This window comes from Amycolatopsis sp. H20-H5 (assembly GCF_035828755.1).
GTDB lineage: Bacteria > Actinomycetota > Actinomycetes > Mycobacteriales > Pseudonocardiaceae > Amycolatopsis.
Genome location: NZ_JAYMZS010000052.1, coordinates 33,520 through 59,068, shown reverse-complemented (window position 1 = coordinate 59,068; position 25,549 = coordinate 33,520). Strand labels below are relative to the sequence as shown.

Here is a 25,549-nt window from a genome sequence, read left to right as displayed (position 1 = left end):
TCTCGGCGCGGCGGGCACATTGGGTGGAAGGTGGGTTCGCACACCGGACGGTGGCGGGAGCGGTGCCGACGGCAGGCTCGGAGTCGACCCGCTCGCGCGGGGTGGCTCGGCGGCTCGTGGGCCGGGCGACGGCCCGGGTTCGGCGGCGCGCCGGGGACGCGGGGGGTGGGTGAGCGGTTCCCCGAGTCCAAGCCGCGGTGCGGGAGGTGGGTTCTCGGCAGGACACGGCGGCCGGACCGGCCCCGGAACGGGAAACGGCGGCGCTGACTGCGGTTCAGTCCTTTTCGTCTCGGTAGCGACGACCGGAACCACGGCCTCGGCGGGGTCGGCCTCAGGCTCCGGCTCGGCGGCTTCAGCTTCGTCAGCGCCGCCCTCGCCGCCCTCGCCGCGCTGAGCGCGCAACCCCAGCTTGCGGCTCTGGGCGAGAGTGTGCCGCAGAACCGTGCGATCGGCTGACTGTGCGGGCGCGGGGCCGGGCTCGCCCATCGGTGCGCTCGCGGTCGAGGCCAGGCCACCGTCGGCCTGGATGAATCCGTCGAGCATGCCCAGATCGAGCGCCGCCGCGCCGGACTTGGCCTGCACCCGCCAGGAGTCGACGAGCCGGTCGTACCTCGCCGTGCTGCGGTGGGGGAAATCCGATACCCGCGGCTCGCCGAGGTACTCGTCGATGGCTTGGGTCAACTCGGGGACAGGGTGGCGCGGACGTTCGACAGCGGGCAAGGCCCGTACCGCCCGGACGGGGGCGGGAATCTCGGCGGCCTCCGTGATGATCCCCGCGGGCGGCGCCGCTCCCGGATCCGACCGAGAAACGGGGGGACTCGGTGCGAGCGGCACGTGTCGCCCGCCGACCCGCTCCGCACCCGATGCTCGGGCTATCCGGGCGAGACCGGTCACCTGGCCGGTGATCGGCGGGTGCCGCAGCGGCGGCAACGGCTTCAGCAACGCGCGGGTCCCGGCGACGTCGGGCGGCCGAAGGATCGGCGCCAGCGTCGGCGGGCGCCGCTGGCCGGTCGTGGACAGTACGGGGAGGCGGGACCAGTCCCTTCGCAGCGGCGGAGGGACCGGGTCCCCGGCCGGGGGCGGGACACTGGGGTCACCGGTCGCCTGACGGCCGCGACGCCGCCAAAAGCTCCGCTTCATGGCCTGCCTCCCTCACTGCTCACGATTCGCTCTGTCCGTGGATCTTCCCGATCTCGTCGATCACCCTGGTCCGGGTGGGATGCTCCAGGCCCAGGATGTCCGGGTAGGGCCAGTGCAGGTAATAGGCGACGTACACGACTTCCTCCCAGAGCCGATCAGCCGTGTACGTCAGGATTCCCCCGGTGCCTCACCCGCCACGTCAACGCAGAAAGCGTGTTCGCAGTTCGGGCAGACGACGTCGGCCTCGGTATGGCCAGCCTGGTTGATCCGGCGATAGAGGTCCTGCAGGAACGCCAGATCGGAGGCGAAGAGACTCTCGATGACGTAGGTGTCGACCGAGCGCGCGGAGCCCAATCTGGTCACCGTACTGGCCAGCAGCAGCACGGTCAGGAACGCCGGGTTCTCCCGCACCCGTGGATCCGACTGCGGTGCTATCTCGTCGCGGGCGGTGGCCAGTCGCATCACGCCGTCGCGGTGGACGACGCCGTCTTCGTCAACGTATCCGCGGGGTAGCACGAACGGATACTCCGTGGGCATTTCCCCGGCCGGTTTAGCCGGTGGCGGCGCCTGCGAGCCCGCGGTCACCAGCGATGCTTGCCTCATCGATGCAACCCTCCTCACTGTTCAATCGCGGATCACGACGACTTGAACTGGACACTGCCGGACAGAATCCGATCGCAGGTGATCTTGGCCTCGATGTAGGACACCTGCCCGTCGCCGGCTTTCATGGGGCTCACGGTCAGTTCCTGGCACCAGGCGTTCTCCAGCAGGTAGGTCACCTCGCTTGCCGCAGCGCCCGAGGCGTCCGAGATCACCAGGCTGACGGACTGGATGACAGCCTTTAGCCGGTCACCGTCCCTGGCGAACCCGTGCCACCTCAGCAACACGTCGTTTCCCTCCAAGTCCAAACCGCGCTTCACCGTCACGGAGGGGGGATCGGTCTTGCCGAACTGCTTCGTGTGCCGGGTTTGGCCCTTGTCGTCGTTGTAGATGTACTCGATCGTGCCGACTGTGGATTTGATGCCGCTGACCTCGGACAGGGCCAGCGCGCCATGTCCTGGCAACTCGAGACGGAATCTCGCCGCACTGATGACCTGACCCTGTTCGTTCGGACCGGGCATGGCGGTCCTCCCTTCCGTTTCGATCCAATTTTCTCGCGGCTCGGTTGGCTTCAGCAATTCTCCGCGAGGCCGTTCACGGGGAACACTTGCTTTCCCTATCGGGCACGGTCACGTCGGTCGTATCGCGTCACATTCGATCGTCGCCCGCATGGAGACCACGGTTCCGCCGCCCGCCTGCGCCGGATCCAGTTCGAGTTTCGAACACCACGCGTTGTCCAGCATGCAGGCGATCATTGTCCCGCCACCGGCGTCCATGATCTCGAAGGTCGCGATCATTTTCGCCGCCGGTGAGTTCTGCCGGGCGAGCGCGTGCCAGGAGAACAGCTGCAGGAACCCGGCGCGGTCCAGCGCCCGCTCCAGCGTGAGCGAAGGCGGTTTGGTGCGACCGAACTGTTTTGAATGGTTGTTACCGAGGAAACTGTTGTAGGAATACTCCTGAGTCTCCACCGTCGAGTTGAAACCGCTCAGTTTGGAAAATCCGATGCCAGTCGACCAGATGGGAACGAAGATCATGAACCGCACGGCACTGGCCACCACCATGGTCTGGCCGAGAGGTTCACCTGGCGAGTGCGACATCAGGTGCTCCGATTCATCTTGCTGGCGATCATTCGGCGAGCTCAGCCCCCTCGGAGAACTGGGAAAGCCGGAAGACCACGAACTCGGCAGGCTTGACCGGTGCGATTCCGATGTCGATCGTGAGAATACCCGCGTCCCGGTTCTCCTCGGGATTGTTGTCCGCGTCGCACTTCACGAAGAAAGCCTGCGCCGGTGACTCGCCGAACAGGGCTCCACTACGCCAGATCCGCCGCAGGAACGCCTCGATCGTACGGCGCACCGAATCCCAGAGGAATCGGTCGTTCGGCTCGAAGACCACCCAGTTCGTGCTCGTCAGGATGGACTTCTCGACGAAGTTGAACAGCCGCCGTACGTTGAGGTAGCGCCATTCCGGATCACTGGACAGCGTCCGCGCCCCCCACACCCGGATGCCCTGGCCGGGGAAGGTGCGGATGCAGTTGACCCCGATCGGGTTGAGCTGGTCGTGCTCGCCGCGCGTCAGACCGGACTGCAGGTCGATCACACCACGGACCACTTCGTTCGCCGGTGCTTTGTAGACACCGCGGGTGCTGTCGTTGCGCGCCCAGACGCCCGCGATGTGGCCGCTCGGCGGGATGAACACCGGTTTGCCGCTGCGCGGGTCCATCACCTTGACCCAGGGCCAGTACACCGTGGCGTACTTGGAGTCGTAGCCCGCGATGTCGTTGCGCCACTCCTTCATCCGCTGTGGCCGCAGGTTCGGTGGCGGGTCCAGGATCGCGACGCGGTCGGCCATCAGCTCGCAGTGCGCGATCATCGCCAGCTGCACGGCTTTGAGGCCGTCGTCGTCGATCATCTTCGACTCGTACGCCGCCATCAGGTCGGGGACGCACACCATCGTGACGTCGTCGATCGCCTCCAGCCCGGAGAAACCGGTGCGGTCGGCCGCGTCACCGACGTAGTCCTCCGGCGAGATCCGGCGCGGCGCGGGATCGGCGCCCCCGCTGAGGAGGACCTCGCCCTTCACCGGCGCGGTGAGCGTGCCGGTCTTGGCGTCGTCACCGCGCACTTCCTCGAGCGCGATCAGCTTGGACTGCTTCACCGCGGTGAGGACATTGGACTGCCCACGTTTCGTCGTGACGTTGTCGTAGACCTCTTCCTGGTCGTCCTTGCTGACCACGAGCTTGAAGACGTCCGGCCCAGGTTCGGAGGCGTCCCGCACCTCGACCCGCACGGCGTTGCCCGCAGAGCCCGCTTCGAGAGCGCGCACCACGATCGGCTTGCCGGAGCCCGCCACGGGCAGTTCGGCCCGCGCCGCGGGCACGGTGCCGTTGTCCAGTGCCTTACCCGACTTGACTTCGGCAGAGCCGTCGGCGCCGACCCGCACCACGTAGGCCGAGCCGCCTCCGTTGAGGAAGTACCCGTACACCGAGTGCGCGAGGTACCCGCCATCGACCGGCCCGCCGAAGGTCGCGACGAACTGCTCCCAGTTCGTCACCAGGACCGGATCGTTGACCGGCCCGTTCTCGGCGAATCCCACAAAGGCGGCCAGCGCCGTTCCCGCGCCCTCGATGGGCTTGGACCCCGACGAGACTTCCTCCATGTAGACGCCGGGTGACAGGTATGTCGGCATGTGCCCTCCCAGCAGTGATGAATAGAGAAGTCCTCACTGTCGCATTAGCGCGAGGCCGGGGAGACGGCCCGACGGCCGAGACGACGCGCACACCCGGGTGCCCCATCAGGCAGCGTCAAGGCCTCAGGTCTTGTCCGCCGCGCCCTGTCTCGGTGCCGGCCACGGCACCGAGACTGACACTGTGTTCCATCACCTCGATTCGGCCCTGCGCTCGTTGCTGATCTCGTCGATGCCGGCCGGCACCGAGATCAGTTTCGACACGCCGTCGCCGGCTTGGGCACGGCACGAGCGCACGGCACCGGCCCTCAACTTGTTCCTGCACCAGATAAGGGACGACGCGAAAGTCCGGCTGGGCAGCTGGATCGAGCGTCGCGACGGCGCGGGCCGTCTGGTCGCCCGCGAACAGGCGCCCCGCGAGTATCGAAGCTGCTATCTGCTGACCGCCTGGGCCACGGACATCGATCAGGAACACAGCCTGCTGGGCTCGGCGTTGGCGATACTGGCGGCCCACGAGACGATCCAGGCGCCGTATCTGCCCGAGGCACTCGCATCGACCGGCTTTCCCGTTACCGTCGCGGTGGCGAATCCCGCGTTGCCGTGCGCCGGAACCGATCTCTGGTCCGCATTGGACATACCGCCGCGGGCCGGGGTGGATCTTGTCATCACCGTGGCGGTCGTGCCGTCGGTGATCACGGACCTCACGCCGCCCGCCCGCCGGATCGAGCTCGGCGTCGCCGGCACGGTTCCCGCGCCCGCGAACGCGCCGGCGAGCGGCCCCATCGACACACAGGTTCGCGAACACGTGAACAGTGACGCCCGCAAGCTTCCGTCAGACGGTCGGGCCGAGCGACCCGACTCGGGGAGTGATGGTCACTGAGAAGGCGTCCGGAACTTGCCGTATGCCCTGATGGGAGCCTTCACGGCGTCTAACGCTGTCATGGTGGCCTTCAGGGGCACGCACGAAACGACCACGGCTTGGTCGCGTCGAGGTCATCGTGTCACGCAGCGCTATCGACCGTGCGCCCGAAATGGCACTCTTTGTAAGGTCCCGTCCATTGACCTTGGGCCAGCATCGAAGCAATACTCCATTTGTCCGACACACTGGTCCAAATGCTGCGACAGATCGACGAACAGGAACGAAAAGTGGTCACCGATTGACGAGAACCGACTTTAGATGGGAGGCCAAGGCGTCCGGACGTGATCGGGGATGAGGGAGCGGAGGCGACACCCCGTGCGTGTCATCGAGGCCAGTCAACCTGCCAATCGCGAAGGGATCGTCGGACGAACCGCCGAGACCGGGCAACTCAACGCGAGTGCGGAGAAGGCCGTCGCGGGCAGTCCCCAACTCGTCCGAGTCGAGGGCGAGGCAGGAATCGGCAAGACCTACCTGGTCAAACACTTCCTGGCAGGCCTTGACAACTTCCAGGTACTCGTGGCGAGCGGCGATCCGGGTGAATCGACGCTCAACTATGGTTTGATCGACCAGCTGCTGTCGCGCGTAGATCGGCAGCTCATCCGCACTTTCAAGCTCCTCGACCGGAGCCGGCCCCAGACGGCCATTCCCTTCGCGATCGGCACCGAGCTGCTGGACCTGATCAGCACGCTCCAGGCGGACCGGCCACTGGCCATCGTGGTGGACGACGCGCAGTGGACGGACCGCTCGTCGGCGCAGGCGTTGGGCTTCGAGCTTCGCAGGCTCTGGGCGGATCAGGTGCTGACTGTCCTGATCGTGCGCACGCCGATCGTCGAGGACGAACCGAACGTCGTCGACCAGTACCTGAGCAGACCCACCATCGAATCGGCGACGATTCACCTGCACGGCTTAACCACCCAGGACATCGTGGCGCTCTCCGCGACCTCGGCGACCGGCAGCAGGCTGCCCCTTCCCGCAGCGGCACGCCTGCGCGACCACACCGGCGGGAACCCGTTGTACGTTCGAGCGCTGCTGGCCGAGACGACTCCTCGCGACCTGATCGCCACGGGGAAGAGCCTGCCGGTACCCCAGTCACTGGCCGCGGCGCTCGGCCGGATCCTCCACCAGCTGCCCGATCCCACCCGCCGGTTGGTGGAAGCCCTCGCCGTGCTCAACACCCGTTGTTCCCTGGCCCGCGTCGCGCAGCTCGCGTCCGTCGACAACCCGAACGAAGCTCTGGCGCCCGCGCTGGAGGTGGGTATCGTCCAATGGTGGCCCAACGAGGCGGCGAACCCAGTGGCCATGCGCCACAGCCTGCACCGCGACGCCGTGTACGAAGCACTCGACCCCGTTCGCCGCGCCGAGCTGCACGCCACCGCGGCGCACCTGGTCGACAGCGGCACGGCGTGGGCGCACCGGGTAGCCGCGGCGCAGACCACCGATGGACCGCTCGCGCGAAAGCTCGAACTGGCCGCCGCCGAGGCAACCGGATCCGGAACACACGATGTGGCCGCGAGGTACCTGTACTGGGCCGCCGAGTTGTCCGAGTCCCGCGACGACTACGAGCCCAGGTTGCTGACCGCCTGTGTTCAGTCGTTGCTGACGTCTCTTCCCGGCTGGGCCGTGAGCATCCAGCCCGAGATGCGGCGGTGCAGTGACACACCGCTGCGCGACTGTGCCCTCGGGCTGACCGCCCTGCTCGGCACCGGCGAGTTGCCGGTCGCCGAAGAACGGCTGCTTCGCGCCGCGGCAGGGACAAGGGTGCCGGACTGGATCACGAGCACGGCGTCAGGCGCGCTGGCCGCGCTACATGTGTGGAGCGGCCGCGACGAAGAGGCGCTTCGGGCAGCTTCGATCGCACTGTCGACGGGCGCGCTCCACGCCAGAATGGAGGATTTCGTGCGCATGATCCGTGCGGTCGCACGAAGCCGCCTGGACGGGATGTCCGCCGGCCTGGCCGAGCTGGACTACCTTCCAGCACTGGGGTCCGCGGTATCCAGGGAGGACGTGGAGGGCCTGGCTTGCCGTGGCTCCCTGCACGTCATGCTCGGTCACTACGGCTCGGGGGTGGACGACCTGACCAACGCCATCGTCCATCAGCGGGCCGGTGCGAGCACGCTGTTCGGGCCGACGCCGCATTCCTACCTCGCCGCGGCACAGCACGCACTCGGCAACTGGAACGACGCCGCGATCACCGTGCACCAGGCGCTGTCCATCCAGTCGACGTTCGAGCAGCCGCAGACCTACACCCTGACACACATGGCCGCCACCCTGGTCCCCGCCGGGCGTGGTGACTGGCAGGTGGCCTCCGGCCATGTGACGGCCGCGCGTCGCTGGGCAGTGAAGATCGGCACTCCGCAGGACGTTCGCTACGCCGCGATCGCCGGTGCGGTACTCGCCCAAGCTCGTGGGGACCATGCCGAGATGGCGAATTCATTGAGGCCGCTGCTGGCCACCGACCAGGACACGGCCGATTCGACCCACACTTGGTGGCTGACCTGGTGGCGACCACTCGCTGTCGAGGCACTCATCGGCGTGGGCGACCTGGATGCGGCCGAGCAGCAGCTGCTCCGGCTACAGAACGCGACACGCGATACCGAACACTTCGAAGACACGCTGAGCAGGCTCCAGGCAGCACTGGCCCGCGAGCACGGGAACCTCGATGACGCGCTGGCCATCTACCGGCGACGTCTGGAAAGTGGCGACCAGCCGGTACTGCCCTTCGCCAGGGCAATGCTCGAACACGAGTTCGGCTTGCTGCTGTCGGCGACCGGAAATCGCCGCGAGGCGGTTCGCTGGCTGCGCCGGGCCCGGGATCGATACGGCCTGCTTTCCGCACATCCGTTCATTCGCCGGGTGGACCACAGCCTCGGCATATCGAACGTCCGGCAAACCAAGAAGCGCTCCGCAAGGCACCTGCCCGATCTCACCGAACGGGAGGAACAGGTCTGTCACCTGGTGTGCCGGGAACTGACCAACAGTGAGATCGCCAAGGAGCTTTACGTGACCTCGAAAACGGTCGAATACCACCTGAGCAACGTCTACGCGAAACTCGGCATCGCGTCCCGTCTCGAGCTTCGCAAGACCTGGAACCCCGGGAGGGCGGACTGACTACTTCTTCGTCAACCTGCCGGAGAACGAGGCGGACGGCGTGCATTGCGCCGAGCCTGATCCAGGAGTCACGCAGTTGACCAGCAGGACGAGCGGCTTGCCCGGCTGAAGACCCAGCGGGACGAGGTAGTGGTAGTCGAGATCCCTGAAGTTGGCGAGACCCACCTCGAGGATCACTGAGTCGTTGAGCGCGATACGGAGAAATCCGGAGTCTCCGCGCGGGTTCTGCAGAACGAGATCGGTGATGTCGAGTGCCTGGCCGTCAGGTGCGATGTAGCTGAAGGGCTTGAAGAAGCCGTCGCTCACCGCGTTCGCCGACGCTTCGATGCGGAAGCTCGTCGGAGTCGGCGCGGGCGCGCTCGGTTGGGGAGCAGGCGAACCTTGACCCGTTGTCTTGCTCTGGCCGCCGTTCGCGCTGTCGGAGGCACCGGTACTCGCCGGATTCTTGGCGCCGCCCGGCGCTCCCCCGGAAGCCTCGCCCGCAGCCTTGTTGGCGCGATCAGCCGCTTGGTCAGCGCGCGACGCCGCCGCGGCCGCTTGTTCACTGGCGACAGTCTGCACGGTCGGTTTGAGCAGCGCGAACCACAGGACGGCGAGCGCCACGATGGCGGCGGTCGCGATCAGCGCCGCCTTGAGCAACCCCTTGGGCAGTAGCTGCGTTTGGATCATCACCCCGTCGACGGTGACGGGCGGCGGGGCCTCGGAGTGCTCGGTAACGGGCTGAACGAACAACTGGAACGGGTGAGTCTTGGCCTCGCCGCGAAGAAAACGCTTGTACGGAGCCACCTTGGCCTTGACGATCGTCGCGGTCCCAGGTTTGGTGCGCAGGGTCGGCGAATCCAGGAGGATCCGCAGCTGGTCCTCCTGGTCGATGCCGACGATCTCGATGGGCTGGTCGTGGTTTCCGTTGTTGTCCACAACGAGCTTGTATCTCGCACGGCGGCGGCCACGTCGGATGGCGGGCACCAGCTCGGCCACCACCTCGGTGAAAGCACCAACCTCGATCTCGCCCTCTTCGACCGCGGACGCGTGCGGGTCCTCGCGAGACTCGGCCCGAACGGCGAACGGCACTCGCCCGGCGAGGACCTCCGATGAGCGGGGCGGCCGGAACGTCACGCGGGCCGTGCTCTCGTCACCCGGCAAGAGGTTGACAATCGGCGGGTCGACCACCGCCCAGTCATGGACCTCCCCGATCACGTGCAGGGTGAACTGATCGACCACCTCACCGGAGTTGACGACCAGAACATCACACGAGGCCGTTTCGCCCGGCTCGACCACGAGGTCATGCACGTCAAAGACAATCTCTGCACCCATAGCGCGAGTATGTTCCGTGCGGTGGATCCTGGAATACCGACAACGGGGAACGGCCCAGGACACGGACATTTGCCCTGTTGGCCCTGCTGTCCACGCCCGCGCCTGCCCGTCTGGGCCAACCCCGTGCCGTCGATGGCCCGCTGGGGCAAAACAGCGGTCAACACGGCGTTTCGGTCGCTTCCAGGCTTGAGATCGCGCGACGGTGGAGAGCAGACTTCCAGGAATGGAACCGGCGACGCCCTGCGCTGGCACAGTGCGGCAGGCGGGTGCCTGAACACAGTCTCAAGAAGGTAGACATGGGAGTGGAATCCGCATGAGTGAGCACCTGGTGATCGGCGCGGCCATCATCAATGACGGCAGACTGCTGCTCGCCAAACGGATATCGTCGTCGTATGCCCCGGCACGGTGGGAAATTCCCGGCGACGAGATGGCGCCTGACGAGGACGAGCAGGCGACCCTGCGGCGCGTGTTCGCCGTCGAGTTCAGCATGTTCCTTGGTTTTCGGGCGGAACGCATCCTCAATGATCGGTGGATGAGCACCTGGCGGGTGGAGAACGGCGAGTCCGTTCCGGCGAACATTCGCCTGCTGCGGTGCGGGATCGACAACGGGACCACCATCAACATGGAGGCCGGGGAGCCCCGCCCGAACCGACTGGTCTACGACGAGTCCAGGTGGGTACCGCTCGACGAGCTGCATGACGTCTACCCGTGGTGCAACCAGCACGACATTCTGGCGGACGAACTCGCGAACCTCTACAACTACAACCGCGAAATGTACTTCCCCTCCTGAAAACAGCCGAATTCGCGCCGCTCTTCTCGACAAATCACGGGCGCCTTGGCGCGAAAACCATTCTTAACCAAGCCTCCTCCTCGGCCGAAGGCGCGCTCTCGTCGTCTGACGATGTGTCGTCATCGTAGTCCGATCCCGTGCCGTCGGTGTCGGTGTCAGTGTCGGTGTCGGTGTCGGTGTCGGTGTCGGTGTCGCCATTCGCCGGTGCCACCGCCGGATGTGGCTGTGGCTGTGGCTGTGGCTGCCAGCCTTGGTCGCCACTGTCATCTTCGCCAGTGAGATATTTGCGCATTACGCCCGAGCTCAGAGGTTCTCCGTAGGTAGCCATGGCACGACACCTTTCTTTCCAGCAATTTCTTGCACATCCGTGGGCATCTCTCAGGTCACTACCAGGTTCTTACCGGTAGCACCCGTCAGCCGCCGATCATCACCGTGCAGGCAGGCACGACGATCATCCCGTTGGGCGCAGGTGCGGGATCGTTGCAGGTGAGCACCTTGTCATCGGCACGTGCGGCCGGGCGGCCCCCGATGAGGACAGTGCCGCTGCCCATCATCACCATGCCCTGATTCGTCGGCGGCGTCTGGAAGTTTCCGCCGGTCGGCACGTGTGGCGGAGTGTTCACCGCGACGCTGCCCACCACCGCCGCCGCTTTGCCGCAGATCAGGACCGTAGCAACGCACCCCGTCATGATCACACCATCGAACACCATCGACGTGGGCCTTGGGACGGTGCCACTGCCCGCCTGGACAAGAACGACGTGAACGTCCGTGCCGCGAACCCGATCGCCCAACTTGGCTGCCAATTTTCCCATCAGACACCTATTCAGTCGTCACACCGTCAAGACAAATAAGATAGAGTCCGAAGTACTTTTCTGTAAGAGCATCCACAGTGTACAGACTCCTGCGGGCACTGACCTCAATCTCACCCTTGTCATCGATCACCCTACTCATTTCGCCTAAGACTAGGAAAATCAGACCGCTAAATCTCCATCGGATAGTGCACAACGACCCAGGAGCTACGTGCACAGATAGTTCCAGGCGTATCTGGTCAGCCTTAAAACGCTTGTATTCCTTCTTCAGCACAAGTGAGAGGTTGTCGAATCGCTTGACTCCGTCAAGGACCCGATAGACAAGATCACCATGATTCGCCCGCTCGACGATGCAGTCCTCAAGTTCGTACTGCAATTCGAAATCGACACGTACCAATTCGACCAGCTCAGACTGACCTACGTGCATAACAACACGGAAGTTCAGGGGGTGATTGATTACAATCTTCGATTCCGAATAGCCGCGAGCCATGCAGGTGTATCGGCCGCCGGGTGCGTCGTACTCAATCGGAATCTGTCTCGGCGAACTGACGGAGTTGAACCCCAAGATCTGGAAATTCGCGTCTCCGGAAAGTAAAAATCCTCCTGCGGTTCCACTGACCGCCTGGTCGCGCGATACCAAAACTGAATCCATAATACTGGGGATCATTTCCCTGTTGGCAAGAGCCATGATCTCGCCCGGCGGATGGACACGCTCAGGTTCGAGATCCGGGTCGCCATCAGGTTCACCCTCCTCGGTCTCCTTTTCCTTCTCCTCCAAGTGCCGATCGGAATTCGAACCACGACGCCGCAGCGACTCGACGGTGCGAGCCACGGCCACCTTCGCCCTATCGTCGAGTTCGTCCGGCCCCGCCGGAACATCTGGCCGAACAAGCTGTTCAAGCAGCATTTCCACGACGCCCACCGAGTTCACGCAGCCGCTCGCCAACCCCGGAGTCCAAACCGCCTATGGAAGACTCTGATTCAGCCTTCCCACTATTTCCCGAATACATTGACTACCCTCCTATCTTCGCTGAGTGAAGTCCGGCGGCGCCACCGACCCGGGAACAACCAGGATCTCCGCGCCCGCGGCGATCGGCGGACTCACGCCCGCGAAGCTCGCGTCGACCCGGCGGATGCCGGACTCCGCGTTCGGAAAAACGACGTACGCCACGGCGAACGTGCCCTGACCGTCGGTGGTGACGGTGTAGCCACCGGCCACGCCGACGGCGCTCACCATGATCACCTGCGCCGGCGGAAAGCCCTTGCCCCTGATCGTGGTGACACCGCCATCCCGCACCACTGTGGGGTTGACCTCAAGGATTGGGGCCGTCCCGCTGCCGTCCAGGCGGATGAGCCTGGCGCCAGTGCTCGCGTTGCTGGTCACGACGAGGACAGCGGGCCGGCTACCGGTTCCCCGCGGCGTTTGGGAGACCGTGATGACACACGAGGTGCCAACGGCCAGCGTGCGCCCCCGGCAGCCGGCGGCCGAGATTGTGTAGTCGCCGGGAAAGGTCACGGCCGGAATGCCTGGATCAGCCTGAAGCCCGACGTCCGCGACGGTCAACGGTGCCGTGCCGAGGTTGCGCACCACCACCGCCTGCGACGGGCTGGTCGTCAGTGCCGCGCGATCGCCGAAGGACAACACGTCCTGATCGACGCCGATGTCAAAGACCGGCAGCACTGTCTTCTCGATGTCACCAGCGCCGGTGAGCGACGCGGCGGCGAGGAGAATTCCGGCGGGGGTGGTCAGCTGCAGCAACGCCGTGCGCACCCCAGTGCCAGTGGGCTTGAAGCGAACCGACACCACGCAGGTGCCGGTGACGTGGAACGTCCTCCCCGCGCAGGTCTCACCGGGAAACACGTCGAAATCCTGCGCGGCCGGTCCGGTGATCGACACCGTTCCGACAGCCAGCGGGCCGAATCCCCCGTGATCGAAGGCCACGGTTGCCAGCTGCTCCTTATCCAGGTTCACCGTGCCGAAGTCGACCGAAGTGGGCGCGGAGGTCATCGTGGGGCTGAACTGACGCACGAAGACGTCGCTCACCTGGTTGTTGTCCGCGGTCACCAGGTCGGCCGCGGCAGAGGCGTAGGCCACGGCATCGCCTGAGGCCGAGAGCGCGGGCCCAGCGCTGTCAGCCCCCGCTTCGCACACCGAGTCGGCAGGCAGTTGCGGTGCGCAGTCGTGACGAAGGCTCGGCGAAGCGAGTTCCGCGGGCAGGCGGTCGAGTCCGAGCCGCTCGCGATCACCATCAGTGACGAGATCCCGGACGACGATGTCGCACACGGAAGTCGAATTCGGGGCCACACAGCCACCACGGTTGTCCGTGGCGTCAATCCCGTTGTGCATCGACCGGCCAAAGGTGACGAACGCCAGGTAGCGGCCGTCCGCCGAGAGCGCGGGTGACAGCCCGCCACCCGGTTGCCCCAGCACGTTTCTGGACGCGACCCGCAGGGAAGACGGCTCGGCGCTACCGGCCGCACTGAGCCTGCCATTTCCGTCCGGGTCGCGGTCGACGACGAGCACCTCGGGCTGGGCCGTCGCCGGGTTGAACCACTTGAAGGCGATCATGCGGCCGTTGCCCGACACTGCCGGCTCGCCAACCGGACCCGATACCGGCGAGCCGTCAGCCATGACGTCCACCCTCGACGCCCGTCGGTCCGGCACCGTCACCGCGATGATGGCGAGGTCGGTGGCCACAGCGCCGTTCGCGCGCAGTTGGGCGGTGGCCACCACCGTCCGGCCGTCCGCGGAAACCGCCGGTTCGCCTGAACTCAGGACGTCGTACCCAGGTGGTCCGACGGTGACGTCGAGATATTGTTGATCGACTCCAGGCTGGTCGAGCCGACCGCCGTCACCTTTGCGGAGCACGGTCGCGACCACCGTCCCCGCCAGCGCGACACCGTCCTGGGCCACGGGCGCCTGTCGTCGCGCCTGCCGGAACGTCGGCTTCTCGAGGACCTGAACCCAGGACACAACCGTGCCGTCAGCGGAGATGCTGGGGTGAGTACCGGTGAACAACCGTGTCCCAAGAGGGGTGTAGTCCCGGCGTCCCACGGTCACGTAGCTGTAGTCGACGAAACCCGCGGGGGTCCGCTCGTCGAAGACGCCGTCGCCGTTGGGGTCCCGGTCCACCACGATGACGTCATCGGAGGGGTCCCGGTCAGCCGTCGTGATGTTCGAGGCCTTCGTCTGAAACGCCACGTAACGTCCGTCAGCCGAGATCGACGGGCTGTGCGATTCGCCATCCGGCTGTATCTCGCTGAGCTTGGTGACAACCAGTGCCCCGGGTGCCGGCCGCGCTCGGCCGAACGGCTGCTCGCGACGCGAGACACCGGGCGCGAACGAGGCGACGTGCAGGGACGCCGCCGGGCCGCCGACGCCGTGGGCGAGGATCTCGTCGGTCACCTGGCCGCGGGAAAGCATGACGGTCTTTCCGGTGACCCGGTCCCGTACATAGACATCCAGGTCCGTGTCGTTGCCATCCAACGGGTCCAGCGATGCGGCGGTCGTGAAAGCGACATAGCGTCCATTGGCCGAAACCGATGGCTCGAACGAGCCCTGGGCCGCCTCGGCTCCGGTGTCGGTAACGGAAATCCGTTCAGTTCGGCCCAGTACCAGCTGCGCCGACACCGGAGCCCCCACGACCACCAGCAGGCCCGACACGAGCACGACGACGAGGCCGAGCACCCACCATCGTCCGCGTACGCGAGATCGCCTGCCCATCGGCCCTCCTTTGGTACACCGGTCGCGCTCGTTGGTTCGATCTCCGGAAGTCAGCAGTCGACTGATTACCTGCACCATCTGCCCCGACCAGACAACGGACAAGGTACGTGCCAGCCACGAATTCGGGCAGGCGCTCTTGCCCAAAGAGGCATTGGTACTACTCGGCTAATTCCCGGTCCGCGGCGTAAAATTGGAAACGCTAGAAGCCGGCCGCCTCGGTGGCTTGCGGACACACGGACGATCAGTCCGCGAGTTCTTGGTACACCCACCCGCGAGCAAAGGGACACTCATGAGGGACAAAGAAGCAACCGAACGCAATTTCAAAGAGCTCGACAGCGACAACGACGGCTACATCACTGCAGCCGAACTGAAGGCAAACCTCCAGAAGAACCCCAAGGTCAGCGCAGAAAACGTGGCCAAGATCGTCCAGCTGGCGGACGAGAACGGGGACAAGAGGATCGACTACAAGGAATACGCGAAATACCTCGGGTAAATATTCCCGTGATCATCTTGGAGTTGTCGTCCGCACGTCGCGCCGGTGCCACACCTGCGCGACGTGCGGACGAGACCATCCACACCTGGCCAATCCGGGCACATATTCAACCTTCACCGGCTCTACCGTACTCAAGAAAGAGAGGACAAGCCAATGAATGGCCGCAATACCGATAACAGCGAACCAGCCACCATCCAGCGTGAGAACGCCACCGAACTCGAGGCGCGGCTCACCGCTTTCCTCCAACGGGTGCTCAGCACCTGGCAGGACCACCCTGGGCTCAATTTAGTTGACGTCCTGGCGATCGTGCAGAATCCCACCGCTCAGGAGCGGCCGGACCAGGCCACCAGCCTACTGCTCGGCAGGCTCACCACAAGAACTGCGCCAACCTCACCGGAGGAGCTGGCCGAGCGCGCCGAGGCGGCCGTGGGCGAGACAATCCAGAGGTTGCTCGCCCACGGTCCGCCAGCGGGCCGGCGCCCGAAGGAAAAGGGTACTGAGGATGAGCGAGAATCTCACGAAGAACAGGGTGAACCCGAATTACCCAGCCGATCGGATATTGTCCTCCCTGCCGCCGAAAAGAGGTTCATCCGTGAAATCCTGCTGAGCATTCGAGCACCACAGGAGCAGCCGCTCAGCGGCACAACAGAGGGTGTCACGCTTGGTGACGGGGACCGCTTCTTCGTCTACGGTTTCAACTCTGTCAGTCCGCCGGAGCAGATTCCGATCGAATACCTGGCCTTCAATGAAAGATACACGGGCACCGCCGCAGCAGATCAGGCGTCGGCCCTGCATATCGCCATCAATCTGACCTTCGAGGTAAAAAAATGGGTCCGTTCCTACATCCTCACTCCCATACCAAGACATGAGATCACTCTCATCAAGGCAGATTTCACGCTGACTTTCGATCGACAGGCCTACTACGTAATGCTGGCCGACCACGTCGATATCAGGCAACTCGAACTCGTGTCGCCAAGGCGATTCGCGGACATCAGCCTCACGCTGGGAACGCAATTCAAGAAGATTCCCGGCGACGTGGCAAACCTTCGTCTTTCCCTACATATTCGACGTGACACGGATGGCGCAATTATCTACTTCATCCGCTGGAGCTGCGTCGGCCAGCTCTTGAATTCCGACCAGATCGCCACGAACGGCCAGATCAGGATCAACACCAACGGGCGACTGGTGGCCGAAGACAAGGCGACTGAAACCTACTTTGGCCTGCCGCGTCCATCCTGATTGAAGATGCCTGATTGCCGTATGACGTTACGCACCGCTTCGAGTCACCGTGAAGTAGGCCGTGGACCGCTCGTCAAGGGAAAGCCCGGTTGTCTGAGGATTCAGCGTGAAGTTTCCGCTTTTCCCTGACGGTTCATCCTGCCCGACCATCGTCTTCTGCGAGTCCCAGGCAATGTCCACGGTCTGCGTCTGCGTCTCGGTCATCTGAGAATCGAACGTCAGCGTGAGCGACTGCAGAAACTTGGACGCTTGGATGACTCTGGTCGCGACGACCGCGACCCTCAGATCACTCAGGCCGAAATACTGCACGCCACTCGCGGCGAACAGGTACTGCCCAATCTCGGGAATCCAGTACGTACAACGCAGGAACGACACTGTGCAGTTGAGGTCGACCAGCGTGTAACGGGAAATCGCCGACAGGTCGAACCTACTACTCCGAGCACGCCCATGCCGCCGATAGCGCAACGCGTATTGGATCGAGGAGTCCCTGATCACCCGACATTCGGCTCGAACTCTCTCGCCAGTGACCAGCTCTACGTGCATCTTCTCCGGTGAGTCAAGCAGAGCCGCAGGGCAGACCCGAACCACACCGTTGTCGAATCCGACCTGGCCGGTGCCACCCTGCCTGCCTCCGGCGCAGCCGAGCACCTGCTTCAACTCGGCTTTTACTCCCGCGCTGGCCAAGTCGATCCATCGCGACCGAAGATCGCCCCTGAGCCGTCGTTTCGGTGGCACCGAGGGTGGTGCCTGCGGGGGCCTCGGTGGCCAGTAGGGGACCGGTGGTGGAACAATCGGCTCAAAACCGCCGAGGGGTTCCCTCTCTTTGCCCTTATCCTCTCCACGCCGTTTCGGTGGCACCGAGGGTGGTGCCTGCACGGGCCTCGGCGGCCAGTAGGGGACCGGTGGCGGAACAATCGGCTCAAAACCGCCGAGGGGTTCCCTATCTTTGCCCTTATCCAGATCCCGTCGCGGTGGGCGCTGGGGCGGCACGAGGCCACCCGGGGCCCCCTGCCCGCCGGCCGAAATATTCTCTCCACGCCGTTCCGCATCCTTGCCAATCCTTGACGGTGGCTCAGGAGGCGGCCGCCGGGGTCGTCGCGGCGATTTCACCGCGAGCACCTCCTGGACCAGCGACTCGATCTGGTTCTCGAGGTCGTTAGGCGTAGGGGGAGCGGCCACTCGACCCCGGAGGAGGTTCAAGAACCTGGCGTGATTCTCGTCCGACCAAATGGCCGATTCCACTGAAAGAACGTCGACGAGTGTCGGGGGCCCGGCGTCGCGCAAATCCGCCCGAAAAGCGACGTATTTCCGACGTAAGTCGTCGTCGACGTCCGTGAGCCTGTTCTGAAGCCAGGTTTCCACAACGATCGTGCCGCTATTACCCTCTTGTCCCCGCTCGTGGTGCCAGCCTTTACCAATCTCCGGATTCACTTCACTTTGCTGCTCTAGGAAGCCCTGAAGAAGCCCCGCTTGATAATTTCGAACCCGCTGCTTCCAGTTTTCCAGCAGCCGCAGCGCATCCTGACGCAAAGCATCCTTTCGGACGTCGACTTGCGAGTCTGGCCGTTCCGGTCCACCCATCATCGGTCATCCACCTGCCTGCCCATCATGGCGCTCCGACGCGGAGTTCGCCCACACCAACAAAGTGTGCCGCTAAGACTGAGGCCAATGCTATCGGCAGCGAATTCACCGGCGGAAGCCGAACGAGATAAGAGATTGGGTAGGAAGACGTTGGGTACGCCGCGACAAGACTGCCCAAAAATTGCACCCCAAGCTCCTTGCCAGCGGCACCATGCCTCTGCTACTCGTGCACACCACAGAGCTTGGCTCTGGGAGTCCACTCCAGCATCAGCCACAGCGTTGTCCCGGCGGCAGCCGCCGCCACTGGTGGCGGAAGGCCGAATCCCCTGCAGCCCCAAGGTTTCCACCCAGCAGGACCGGGTTCGGTCGCCTCCCACGCCGACTGAACCCGGTCCCGCTGTGCAAGATTTCCTTCGCGAGCCGGACTCAGCCCGCGTGGCCGCGAGCCGGTCGCGGCGTCATCGGCCGACCCGCCAGCGGCGGGACAGCCTCATTCCAGCTGCCGGAGAGGCGGTTGCGAGTAGTCCTTGAGCATGGGCCCCTCAGGCCCGTCATCGAGCACGCATTCCCCGGAGATCGGTCCCGAGATCTCGCAACCTGACTTCGGATTGCCCCAGCGACTGGTCAGATTGAGCCAGGACAGCGGCCCGGCGTAGGTGCCCCGGGGCTGCCAAGCGAACGGGACCAGCGCCGGAGCTGTGTCCCAGGCGATCCCGGCCCCTGTGACATCGCTGAGGTTGTCGCCGTTGGGCAGTTCGCGGTACACGTGCACGCCCGTCCCTGGATAGGAACCGTGCGAACCCTTCGCCGAATAGACCTCCGGGCGCCAACCCGCGAGACGCACATGCTTGTCGCCGAAAGTGAACTCCTGCCCGCCGTCGTGCTGACTGTAGAAGATCTTCGCCGGTAGGTTTCCAACGAATCTGAGGGTGACGTGTTCCCAGTCGCCGACATGGTTTCCGAAGGTGCTGTAGCCGCCGACGCAACCCCAACGCGACATCAACCCGACGCAGACCCGTTTACCGCTGTTGTACGGGTAGAACATCCAGTAGACGACGTCGGTGACCTCGGTCGGCCTGCCCTTGTCGGTGCGGTGGACGACTTCGGCATACGCGCTGACGGCCGCGGAGCCCGGGCGCATGCCGTTCAGAAAGGCCGGGTCGGTGCACGAATCGCAACCCAGTGCCTGGTTGGTGACCAGATAGCCATTCGATTGGTGCACGTTGCCGAGATGAAACTCGGCCGTGGAAGGAAAGTAGTACTCAGCCGGATGCAACCGCACTCGCGGCGCGAACTCACCGGCGGTGGCCAAGGTTACCGGCTGCCCGGACAGGGCAGGCACGTCGGTGCGGGTCTTGTCGATCACTCGGTAACGCTGGCCGCCGCCGTTGTCATCGTGCCCCCCACGAGCCACGAAGGTCGACGGGGACAGGCCGAGGTGATCCACGGGGTTGGCCTGCCAGAAACTGACGTCGTGGTGGGCGCCGGATCCGCTGTCGTCCCACTCCTTGCCGGGAGCACCATCGGTCGTATAAGAGGACTGGAGGCAGCGTACGACATCGGTGGACGGCGGGGTGTCGTATCCGTGCTCCGCGACGCTGCCCAGGCAGGTGTAACCCGCCGGAGCCACCGGTTCCCACAGGGACACGTCGTGGTCACCGCCGGAGCCCCGGTCATCCCAGATCAAACGGTAACCGACCGGACGGGCGGCAACACCGGCGTCGTCGCGAACCAGGAAAGTGTTGGACGGCGCACCGTACCCCTTCATGACAACGTCACCAAGAGAACGATAGCCAGAATACCGGCTAACATCCGGACGCCAGATGGACACATCGTGGTCGGCGCCGCTTCCCCCGTCATCCCAGATTCGCTGGAATTGATCAGCTGGTCGCACCGATACAACTTCCGGTCGACCCGTCAACGGTGATGAACGAGCATGGGGCAACGTCCCCGCCGACGTCACTACCAACAGCGACACCAACGCTATTATTGTTTTCATCAGACGAACATGGCACGACGAATCAAATCCGTCAATCCAGCAATTCGCCCATCTTCGAGTACTTCACGATCCAGAAAACGATCGCCCCGCTCGTAGGCAAGAAGGCAAGACCACTGGATGCCTGTTTCTGGGCATTGTTCTAATTCGTCGCTGCCGCCGCACGGAAGGAACATGCCTCTTCAGTCCACTGGGCACGGTGGCGGCCACGATCGCCGCAAGCGCGAAGAAAAGTACGCTGCCCACGTAGACATAGCCGAACGCGCGGTGCGGGGCAGCCGCGGCCGGGGCGCGGCGCTTTCGAGTCTGGTGATGATCAGGCAGTCCATCACCTCCGGATGGTGAAGAAGCCCGGCGTCGCGCCTGTGTAGTCGAGTATCTTGCCTTGGGGACCGCCGATGGCGATCGTGCCGGAGGAATCATCTTTCTTGCCCCCGGCCTCGTCGCGTATCGTATACCGCAGGATCCAGCCCACATCAGCGAAACTGGCCCCGTTCTCGGACGCCTTCATGTCGACACTGAAGGACAGGCTCACCTCTTTGAAAATGGATGAGCAGAAGGTGTTGTCGACGGCAACAGTGAACGCTCGCATCATCTCGAGGTCGGTGCCGCGGACCGAGACGCGGCCTCCGGTGCGAGTGGCGAATCGCTGAGTGATGTAAGTGAACTTCACGTTGGCCGACATGAGGGGGAGTTTGTCACCGTCGATGTACGCACACTTGCTGAATCGAATCGGCACCTCCAGTGTGTCCACCCCCTCCGCCGCGGTCGCCTCATCGGGCTTCCCGCGGCGCGCGTCGTCAAGCTTTTCGCGGTCCGCGTCGTCAAGCTTTTCGCCATCCGAGTCGTCAAGTCCTTCGCCATCCGAGTCGTAGTGCACCAGCCGGACCCTGGACGGGTGTGCGGCACCGTCGAAGCCGTAAATGGTGAGGACCGGACCCGACGCCACCAACTTCCTGGCAGGTACCCGCACCGAAACTGAAGCGGCACCGGGGGCAGCACCGAATCGGATCGCCGCCACCTCTTCGACCTGCGGGGCGACCGCTTCATGATCGAAGTACACCCGATCATCGTCATCCAGCGCCGCCACGTCGTCGGCGATCACGGGAGTGTACTTGTCGAGGAAAGCGAGCGCCGCCGGCAGATTCGCCGGACCAGACGGGGCGAACTCGTCGAGCAGCTGCTTCGCCGCCATCATGACCACGGGTCGTTCGCGCAGCTCTTGCTCCAGGTTTTCCCAGACAACGCTCCAGGGATCCGAGGCATTCGCCCACCCGGTCTCGAGTGCCCGCCGAAGGTCACCAAGCGCCGCCAGGGCGGCTCGCCTCGTGCGCGACCCGGCCGCGCCACCGGGAGACCCGGCCGGTCGGTCATCCGACTCGCCGTGGTCCTCCTTTTCCTTGCCTTTCCCTACCGCCCGCTCGCCTCTGCCAGCCTGCTGGATCGGTACCGGGCGAGACTCGTGAATAGTCTGTTCGATGGCTGCGCTGATTCGGTCGTCGAGTATCTCGTCGTTTTTCGGAGTGCCGTCCTTGGCAAGGGTGGCGAGCAGTGTGTCGATGTCCTCATCATGCTCCCACTGCGGCACGAACTTCTGGGTCGCGGCCCGCATGAGCTGGTCCCAGACGACTGCCTGCCGCGCTGGCCAACTGTCCGCCAAGGAGCGCGCCTGCTGTTCTGACCAAGTGCTCGCCAACCAGCGGGCGACCACCCGCAGTCGAGTTTCCAGGGCATCGCCTTGGTCGGAACCGGTGGAAGCGGAGTCGCCGGATTGCATCGTTCCCCCTGGCTAGGATCGACAGTGGAGGTCAGTGGCCGACTCTAGCTCCGCCCTTCGTACGGAAGAACGTCTCGCGGGGCCAGTCCACAGCGCCACGAACGTCGCCCACAAGGGCATTCCATCGTGCCCTTTGTACTCGCCAGCAGAACGACCGGCACCAGGTCAGGCAAGTGGCGCTGAGCGGTGGAAGCGTCCTACTGGCGCAAGAGCCCCCGCCTGGCGGCGTTTCGACTGTGGACGCAACCAAAACGGCCGGTGTGCTCTCCTACCGCGGTGATCCTCCTGGCCCGGCCCCCTCGGCAGCGGCAAGCTTCTTCGCAAGGTCTGAACGGTTGGTGACACCGAGCTTGGCGTACGCGTTACCAATGTGGTACTCGATGGTCTTGACGCTGACATACAATTCTTTTGCGGCCGACCGGTAGAGAAACCCCCGCGAAATGAGAGTAACTACCTCGCGTTCACGGTCAGTCAGCCCCGATAAGGGATCTGTGGGTTGCGAGTCAATCTGTATGCCGCGAGCACTCAGTTCTTTGGATGAGATTTCCAGAAACGGGCGCGCCCCCATCGCCGCGAAACGCTCTTGGGCACTCCGAAGCCAGCCGATTCCCGCGCGCCGCGTCCCAGGCCGACGAACGAGGAGTCGGCCATAAGCCTGCTCAAGACGAGCGAGGTACAATTGCGAGTTGTCCTTGGGCATGGGAGCTGCCACACCAGTCTGATAGCACGACAGGGCGGTCACGGAATCGCCGCTCTTCTCCGCCAGACGGCCGGACAGCCAAGCCAGCCCGGTCCGCAGGTAGGGCACGTCGGTGGCGAACTCCTTCATCCTGCCGAGAGCCGTCTGCGCCTCGTCGAGCCGCTCAGCGCCGATCAACGCCTCGGCCCTGAGCGGCAACCACCAGGGCTCGAACGCCGCCGTCCAGCCGCTCACGTTCACCGGCAGGGTGACTGGCTGAAGGGCCAGCAACATAGCCACATAGTCGCCACGCGCTTGCGCCAGCATGGCCGCGGCGAGGACGGGAAAGACCAGGAACTGAGGTGGGCCAATGGTCCGGAAGTGCTGTTCAGAGGCGTGAGCGTGCTGCTCCGCGTGGTGCCAGTTCCCGCGGCCTGCCGCGATCATCGCCGCCGCGGAATACGCTGGCGCATACTCCCACGGTGCGCCCGTCGTCTCGGCCAGCACGACAGCGCGGTCCGCGAAAACGGCGGAGTCGTCCCAGCTGCCGAGCACATAGTGCGCGCAAGCGAGCAGTTGATAGGCGTGAGTTTCCAGGTTGACGAGCGCACCGTCACGCGACATCTGCAAGACCACGGTGAGATCATCGATCGCCGCCGTGATACTTCCGGACAGCAGATGGGTGGTCGACCGGTGCACCAGCAGGTCGACCTGGCTCCGCTCAACCTTCCGGCCGGTTTCACCGAGCGAGGTGAGCTCGGCGAAACGTCGAAGTGCCGCCGCCGGTCCCTCCTCGAAGAGAACACAGGCCGCCACATTGCCCTTGGCAATAGCTTGTATCGATGGCGGCATGATCCGCAAGGTCGTCGATCCCAGCTCAATCGCCTCTCGACTTCGGCCCTGCCAGGTGAACAGGCCGAGGAGCTCACCGGCGACCGCGCCGGCGATGTTCGTCAATCCTGGTTGATCGCGTGATGCCTCGTACGCCTCCGAGAGGAGTGACTCAGAGGTGACAAGATCGCCCTTCACCATGGCCAGCCTGCCCAGCAGATAGGTGCGCAGCGCGGACGGAGCGCATTGCGCGATCGCAGGCTCCAGCGTCAGGGCACGGCCTACCAGGCTGAGATTTTGCGCGAGGACCTTGGCGGCGTCGAGCAGCCGGCGCTCGTGCTCGGCGCGGGTCGCCGACAGGTCAGCGGCCCAGCGCAGCATCGTGGCGGCACGGCCCGCTTGACCGAAGTCGAGCAAACCGGTGGCGGCAACCTCGAGTTCGGTGGCCAAGCCGGCGTCGACAGTGTCAGCGGCAGCGACTCGGTGGAGCCAGGCGGAGTTCGGGTCGGCCAAGGCAACAGCGGCCGCATGGAGCTTTCGCCGGGTGACCGGGCCCATCGCTTCGTATACCGCCTCGCGCTGCAGCCGGTGGCGAATCTCGATGGGACTGACAGGTTCGGCAGGCCACCACCGGACCAGGCCGGAGGCCAGGAGTGGTTCAAGAGCGCTCGCCGCGTCCGGTACAGCGGCGACCCTGGCAGCGGTGGCCAACGCCACCCTGGCGTCCAATACCGCCAGGGCGCCGAGCAGACTACGGCTGTCCGGCTGGAGCTTGGTCAACTTTCCCCGTACGGCTTCTGCCATCGTGCGCGGCAACGGCACAGCGGCGGTGAACGGCAGGCCCGACTCCGGGACCTCGGCCAGGACCTCATGGACGTAGAGCGGGTTGCCCTCCGTATGCGCGACTATCCGCGAAGCCGCCGCCGGGCTCAGCGTCTTCCCACTGTGCTTGCCAAGGGCAAGCACGTCCTCCACCGAGAAGCTGGCAAGACTGAGTCGAGTCACCCGGTTCAGCGCCGTCAGCCAGCGGCGCCAGGCTCCCCCGCCCGCGTCGACACCCTCGTAGTCCTCGGTGCGTGCGGTGACCACCACGAGAACGCGGTCCGCGTCCAGCCGGCGCAGCAGAAAGCCGAGCGCCTCGACCGAAGCCGAGTCCGCCCATGGCAGGTCCTCCAGGACCAGGCACACCGGCCCCGCCTCTTGGGCCTCGCCAATCAACTGCAGCAACTGTGCACCGACAGTGGAGGGCGGCGTCTGCGGATGCGGCCCCGACTCCAGCGTGCGAACGCCGCCAAGCCAAGCACGGTCAGCGTGCGCGACAAGCTGCGAGACGGCACCGAATCGGAGGTCACCTTCACTCGGATCCGCCCTAGCCGACCACACTGTCCATTCGGTCAGCGCGGCGGTGAATCTGGTGACCAGCCACGACTTGCCGACTCCTGGCGGACCCTCCAGCAACGCGAACCACAACTGGCCCGCGGCCGCGCCTTCAGCGCACTCATGGAGCAGGTGAAGCTCGCGCTCCCGGCCCACGAATATCTCTGAGGTCGACGCCGCTCCCGGGAGTTCAGAACTGTCCACGGTAATTCACTCCCATCGAATAGCTCGACAATGACGCGCGGAGGTATCCGGCTGGCACCGTTAGTGCCGGTGTGGTCTGGTTCCACCGCCAAAGTTCGCCTGGCGACTGATGAGCCTAACGACACGTTGACAGCCGCAGCACACGTCATAGGCCACTCCGGGGTGTCGCCTACGTGACCCCTTGGGGCATTCCCCGCACCCGAACTGCCCGGCCTCCATCGCCGCCAAGATCAACAACTGCCCCTAGGGGCAAGTGACGGGAGTCAAAATCTTGCCCGCCGGG

General features: G+C 64.8%; 19 protein-coding genes and 1 pseudogene. 5 read left to right on the top strand and 15 right to left on the bottom strand.

Translation table 11 applies throughout. The features are described 5' to 3' along the window. The 6 genes and pseudogenes from QMK34_RS26170 to QMK34_RS26145 form a co-directional block, all read right to left on the bottom strand. Nucleotides 1–1,140, bottom strand: a pseudogene (locus QMK34_RS26170) (hypothetical protein); the annotation flags it as partial. 19 nt (nucleotides 1,141–1,159) lie between these two features. Further along, nucleotides 1,160–1,312 (bottom strand): DUF6760 family protein, encoded by a 153-nt coding sequence (locus tag QMK34_RS26165; protein ID WP_326417045.1) that lies wholly within the window; start codon nucleotides 1,310–1,312, stop codon nucleotides 1,160–1,162. Beyond that, nucleotides 1,309–1,743, bottom strand: a complete 435-nt coding sequence (locus tag QMK34_RS26160; RefSeq protein WP_326417040.1) for a phage tail assembly protein — start codon at nucleotides 1,741–1,743, stop codon at nucleotides 1,309–1,311. Before QMK34_RS26160 ends, QMK34_RS26165 begins: the two co-directional genes overlap by 4 nt. A 32-nt stretch (nucleotides 1,744–1,775) precedes the next feature. Further along, complete coding sequence (locus QMK34_RS26155; protein ID WP_326417039.1) at nucleotides 1,776–2,261, bottom strand: phage tail protein; 486 nt, start codon at nucleotides 2,259–2,261, stop codon at nucleotides 1,776–1,778. Between the two features lie 108 nt (nucleotides 2,262–2,369). Then, nucleotides 2,370–2,795 carry a phage tail protein gene (locus QMK34_RS26150; protein ID WP_326417038.1) on the bottom strand — a complete coding sequence of 142 codons (426 nt, stop codon included), beginning with the start codon at nucleotides 2,793–2,795 and terminating at the stop codon, nucleotides 2,370–2,372. Nucleotides 2,796–2,865: 70 nt separating this feature from the next. Further along, a complete protein-coding gene (locus QMK34_RS26145) occupies nucleotides 2,866–4,428 on the bottom strand; it encodes a phage tail sheath family protein (protein ID WP_326417036.1) in 1,563 nt (520 codons plus the stop codon). Nucleotides 4,429–4,609: 181 nt separating this feature from the next. On the opposite strand from QMK34_RS26145, the gene QMK34_RS26140 reads away from it, so the two are divergent. Together QMK34_RS26140 and QMK34_RS26135 are read left to right on the top strand one after the other, a co-directional pair. Next, nucleotides 4,610–5,305, top strand: coding sequence for a DUF4255 domain-containing protein (locus tag QMK34_RS26140; RefSeq protein ID WP_326417035.1), 696 nt, complete (start codon nucleotides 4,610–4,612; stop codon nucleotides 5,303–5,305). 354 nt (nucleotides 5,306–5,659) lie between these two features. Further along, complete coding sequence (locus QMK34_RS26135; RefSeq protein ID WP_326417034.1) at nucleotides 5,660–8,452, top strand: helix-turn-helix transcriptional regulator; 2,793 nt, start codon at nucleotides 5,660–5,662, stop codon at nucleotides 8,450–8,452. Here QMK34_RS26135 and QMK34_RS26130 read toward each other — a convergent pair whose 3' ends face one another. Continuing rightward, nucleotides 8,453–9,766, bottom strand: a complete 1,314-nt coding sequence (locus QMK34_RS26130; protein ID WP_326417033.1) for a COG1470 family protein — start codon at nucleotides 9,764–9,766, stop codon at nucleotides 8,453–8,455. Between the two features lie 313 nt (nucleotides 9,767–10,079). On the opposite strand from QMK34_RS26130, the gene QMK34_RS26125 reads away from it, so the two are divergent. After that, a complete protein-coding gene (locus QMK34_RS26125; protein ID WP_326417032.1) occupies nucleotides 10,080–10,556 on the top strand; it encodes an NUDIX domain-containing protein in 477 nt (158 codons plus the stop codon). 34 nt (nucleotides 10,557–10,590) lie between these two features. Here QMK34_RS26125 and QMK34_RS26120 read toward each other — a convergent pair whose 3' ends face one another. The 4 genes from QMK34_RS26120 to QMK34_RS26105 all read right to left on the bottom strand — a co-directional run bounded on the left by QMK34_RS26120 (nucleotide 10,591) and on the right by QMK34_RS26105 (nucleotide 15,089). After that, nucleotides 10,591–10,884, bottom strand: coding sequence for a hypothetical protein (locus QMK34_RS26120; RefSeq protein ID WP_326417030.1), 294 nt, complete (start codon nucleotides 10,882–10,884; stop codon nucleotides 10,591–10,593). 85 nt (nucleotides 10,885–10,969) lie between these two features. Then, nucleotides 10,970–11,359 (bottom strand): PAAR domain-containing protein, encoded by a 390-nt coding sequence (locus QMK34_RS26115; protein WP_442785218.1) that lies wholly within the window; start codon nucleotides 11,357–11,359, stop codon nucleotides 10,970–10,972. A gap of 16 nt (nucleotides 11,360–11,375) precedes the next feature. Then, nucleotides 11,376–12,278, bottom strand: a complete 903-nt coding sequence (locus QMK34_RS26110) for a hypothetical protein (protein ID WP_326417028.1) — start codon at nucleotides 12,276–12,278, stop codon at nucleotides 11,376–11,378. Nucleotides 12,279–12,386: 108 nt separating this feature from the next. Further along, entirely contained in the window at nucleotides 12,387–15,089 is a 2,703-nt protein-coding gene (locus QMK34_RS26105) for a choice-of-anchor D domain-containing protein (RefSeq protein ID WP_326417027.1), read from the bottom strand. A 289-nt stretch (nucleotides 15,090–15,378) separates the two neighbouring features. Between QMK34_RS26105 and QMK34_RS26100 the strand changes: the two genes are divergently transcribed. Further along, entirely contained in the window at nucleotides 15,379–15,582 is a 204-nt protein-coding gene (locus tag QMK34_RS26100; protein ID WP_326417026.1) for an EF-hand domain-containing protein, read from the top strand. Nucleotides 15,583–15,735: 153 nt separating this feature from the next. After that, nucleotides 15,736–16,821, top strand: coding sequence for a hypothetical protein (locus QMK34_RS26095; RefSeq protein ID WP_326417025.1), 1,086 nt, complete (start codon nucleotides 15,736–15,738; stop codon nucleotides 16,819–16,821). A gap of 27 nt (nucleotides 16,822–16,848) precedes the next feature. Here QMK34_RS26095 and QMK34_RS26090 read toward each other — a convergent pair whose 3' ends face one another. From QMK34_RS26090 to QMK34_RS26075, 4 genes are all read right to left on the bottom strand, one after another. Further along, complete coding sequence (locus tag QMK34_RS26090; RefSeq protein WP_326417024.1) at nucleotides 16,849–18,405, bottom strand: hypothetical protein; 1,557 nt, start codon at nucleotides 18,403–18,405, stop codon at nucleotides 16,849–16,851. 487 nt (nucleotides 18,406–18,892) lie between these two features. After that, nucleotides 18,893–20,380, bottom strand: a complete 1,488-nt coding sequence (locus QMK34_RS26085; protein ID WP_326417023.1) for a Vps62-related protein — start codon at nucleotides 20,378–20,380, stop codon at nucleotides 18,893–18,895. 346 nt (nucleotides 20,381–20,726) lie between these two features. Beyond that, a complete protein-coding gene (locus QMK34_RS26080) occupies nucleotides 20,727–22,175 on the bottom strand; it encodes a hypothetical protein (protein WP_326417021.1) in 1,449 nt (482 codons plus the stop codon). A gap of 268 nt (nucleotides 22,176–22,443) precedes the next feature. Next, entirely contained in the window at nucleotides 22,444–25,266 is a 2,823-nt protein-coding gene (locus QMK34_RS26075) for a helix-turn-helix transcriptional regulator (protein WP_326417020.1), read from the bottom strand. Nucleotides 25,267–25,549: the final 283 nt, after the last annotated feature.

Coding starts and splice junctions, on each gene's coding strand:
- QMK34_RS26160 (WP_326417040.1), bottom strand. CDS start 1,743: ATGAGGCAAGCATCGCTGGTGACCGCGGGCTCGCAGGCGCCGCCACCG.
- QMK34_RS26155 (WP_326417039.1), bottom strand. CDS start 2,261: ATGCCCGGTCCGAACGAACAGGGTCAGGTCATCAGTGCGGCGAGATTC.
- QMK34_RS26145 (WP_326417036.1), bottom strand. CDS start 4,428: ATGCCGACATACCTGTCACCCGGCGTCTACATGGAGGAAGTCTCGTCG.
- QMK34_RS26130 (WP_326417033.1), bottom strand. CDS start 9,766: ATGGGTGCAGAGATTGTCTTTGACGTGCATGACCTCGTGGTCGAGCCG.
- QMK34_RS26125 (WP_326417032.1), top strand. CDS start 10,080: ATGAGTGAGCACCTGGTGATCGGCGCGGCCATCATCAATGACGGCAGA.
- QMK34_RS26120 (WP_326417030.1), bottom strand. CDS start 10,884: ATGGCTACCTACGGAGAACCTCTGAGCTCGGGCGTAATGCGCAAATAT.
- QMK34_RS26105 (WP_326417027.1), bottom strand. CDS start 15,089: ATGGGCAGGCGATCTCGCGTACGCGGACGATGGTGGGTGCTCGGCCTC.
- QMK34_RS26100 (WP_326417026.1), top strand. CDS start 15,379: ATGAGGGACAAAGAAGCAACCGAACGCAATTTCAAAGAGCTCGACAGC.
- QMK34_RS26095 (WP_326417025.1), top strand. CDS start 15,736: ATGAATGGCCGCAATACCGATAACAGCGAACCAGCCACCATCCAGCGT.
- QMK34_RS26090 (WP_326417024.1), bottom strand. CDS start 18,405: ATGATGGGTGGACCGGAACGGCCAGACTCGCAAGTCGACGTCCGAAAG.
- QMK34_RS26080 (WP_326417021.1), bottom strand. CDS start 22,175: ATGCAATCCGGCGACTCCGCTTCCACCGGTTCCGACCAAGGCGATGCC.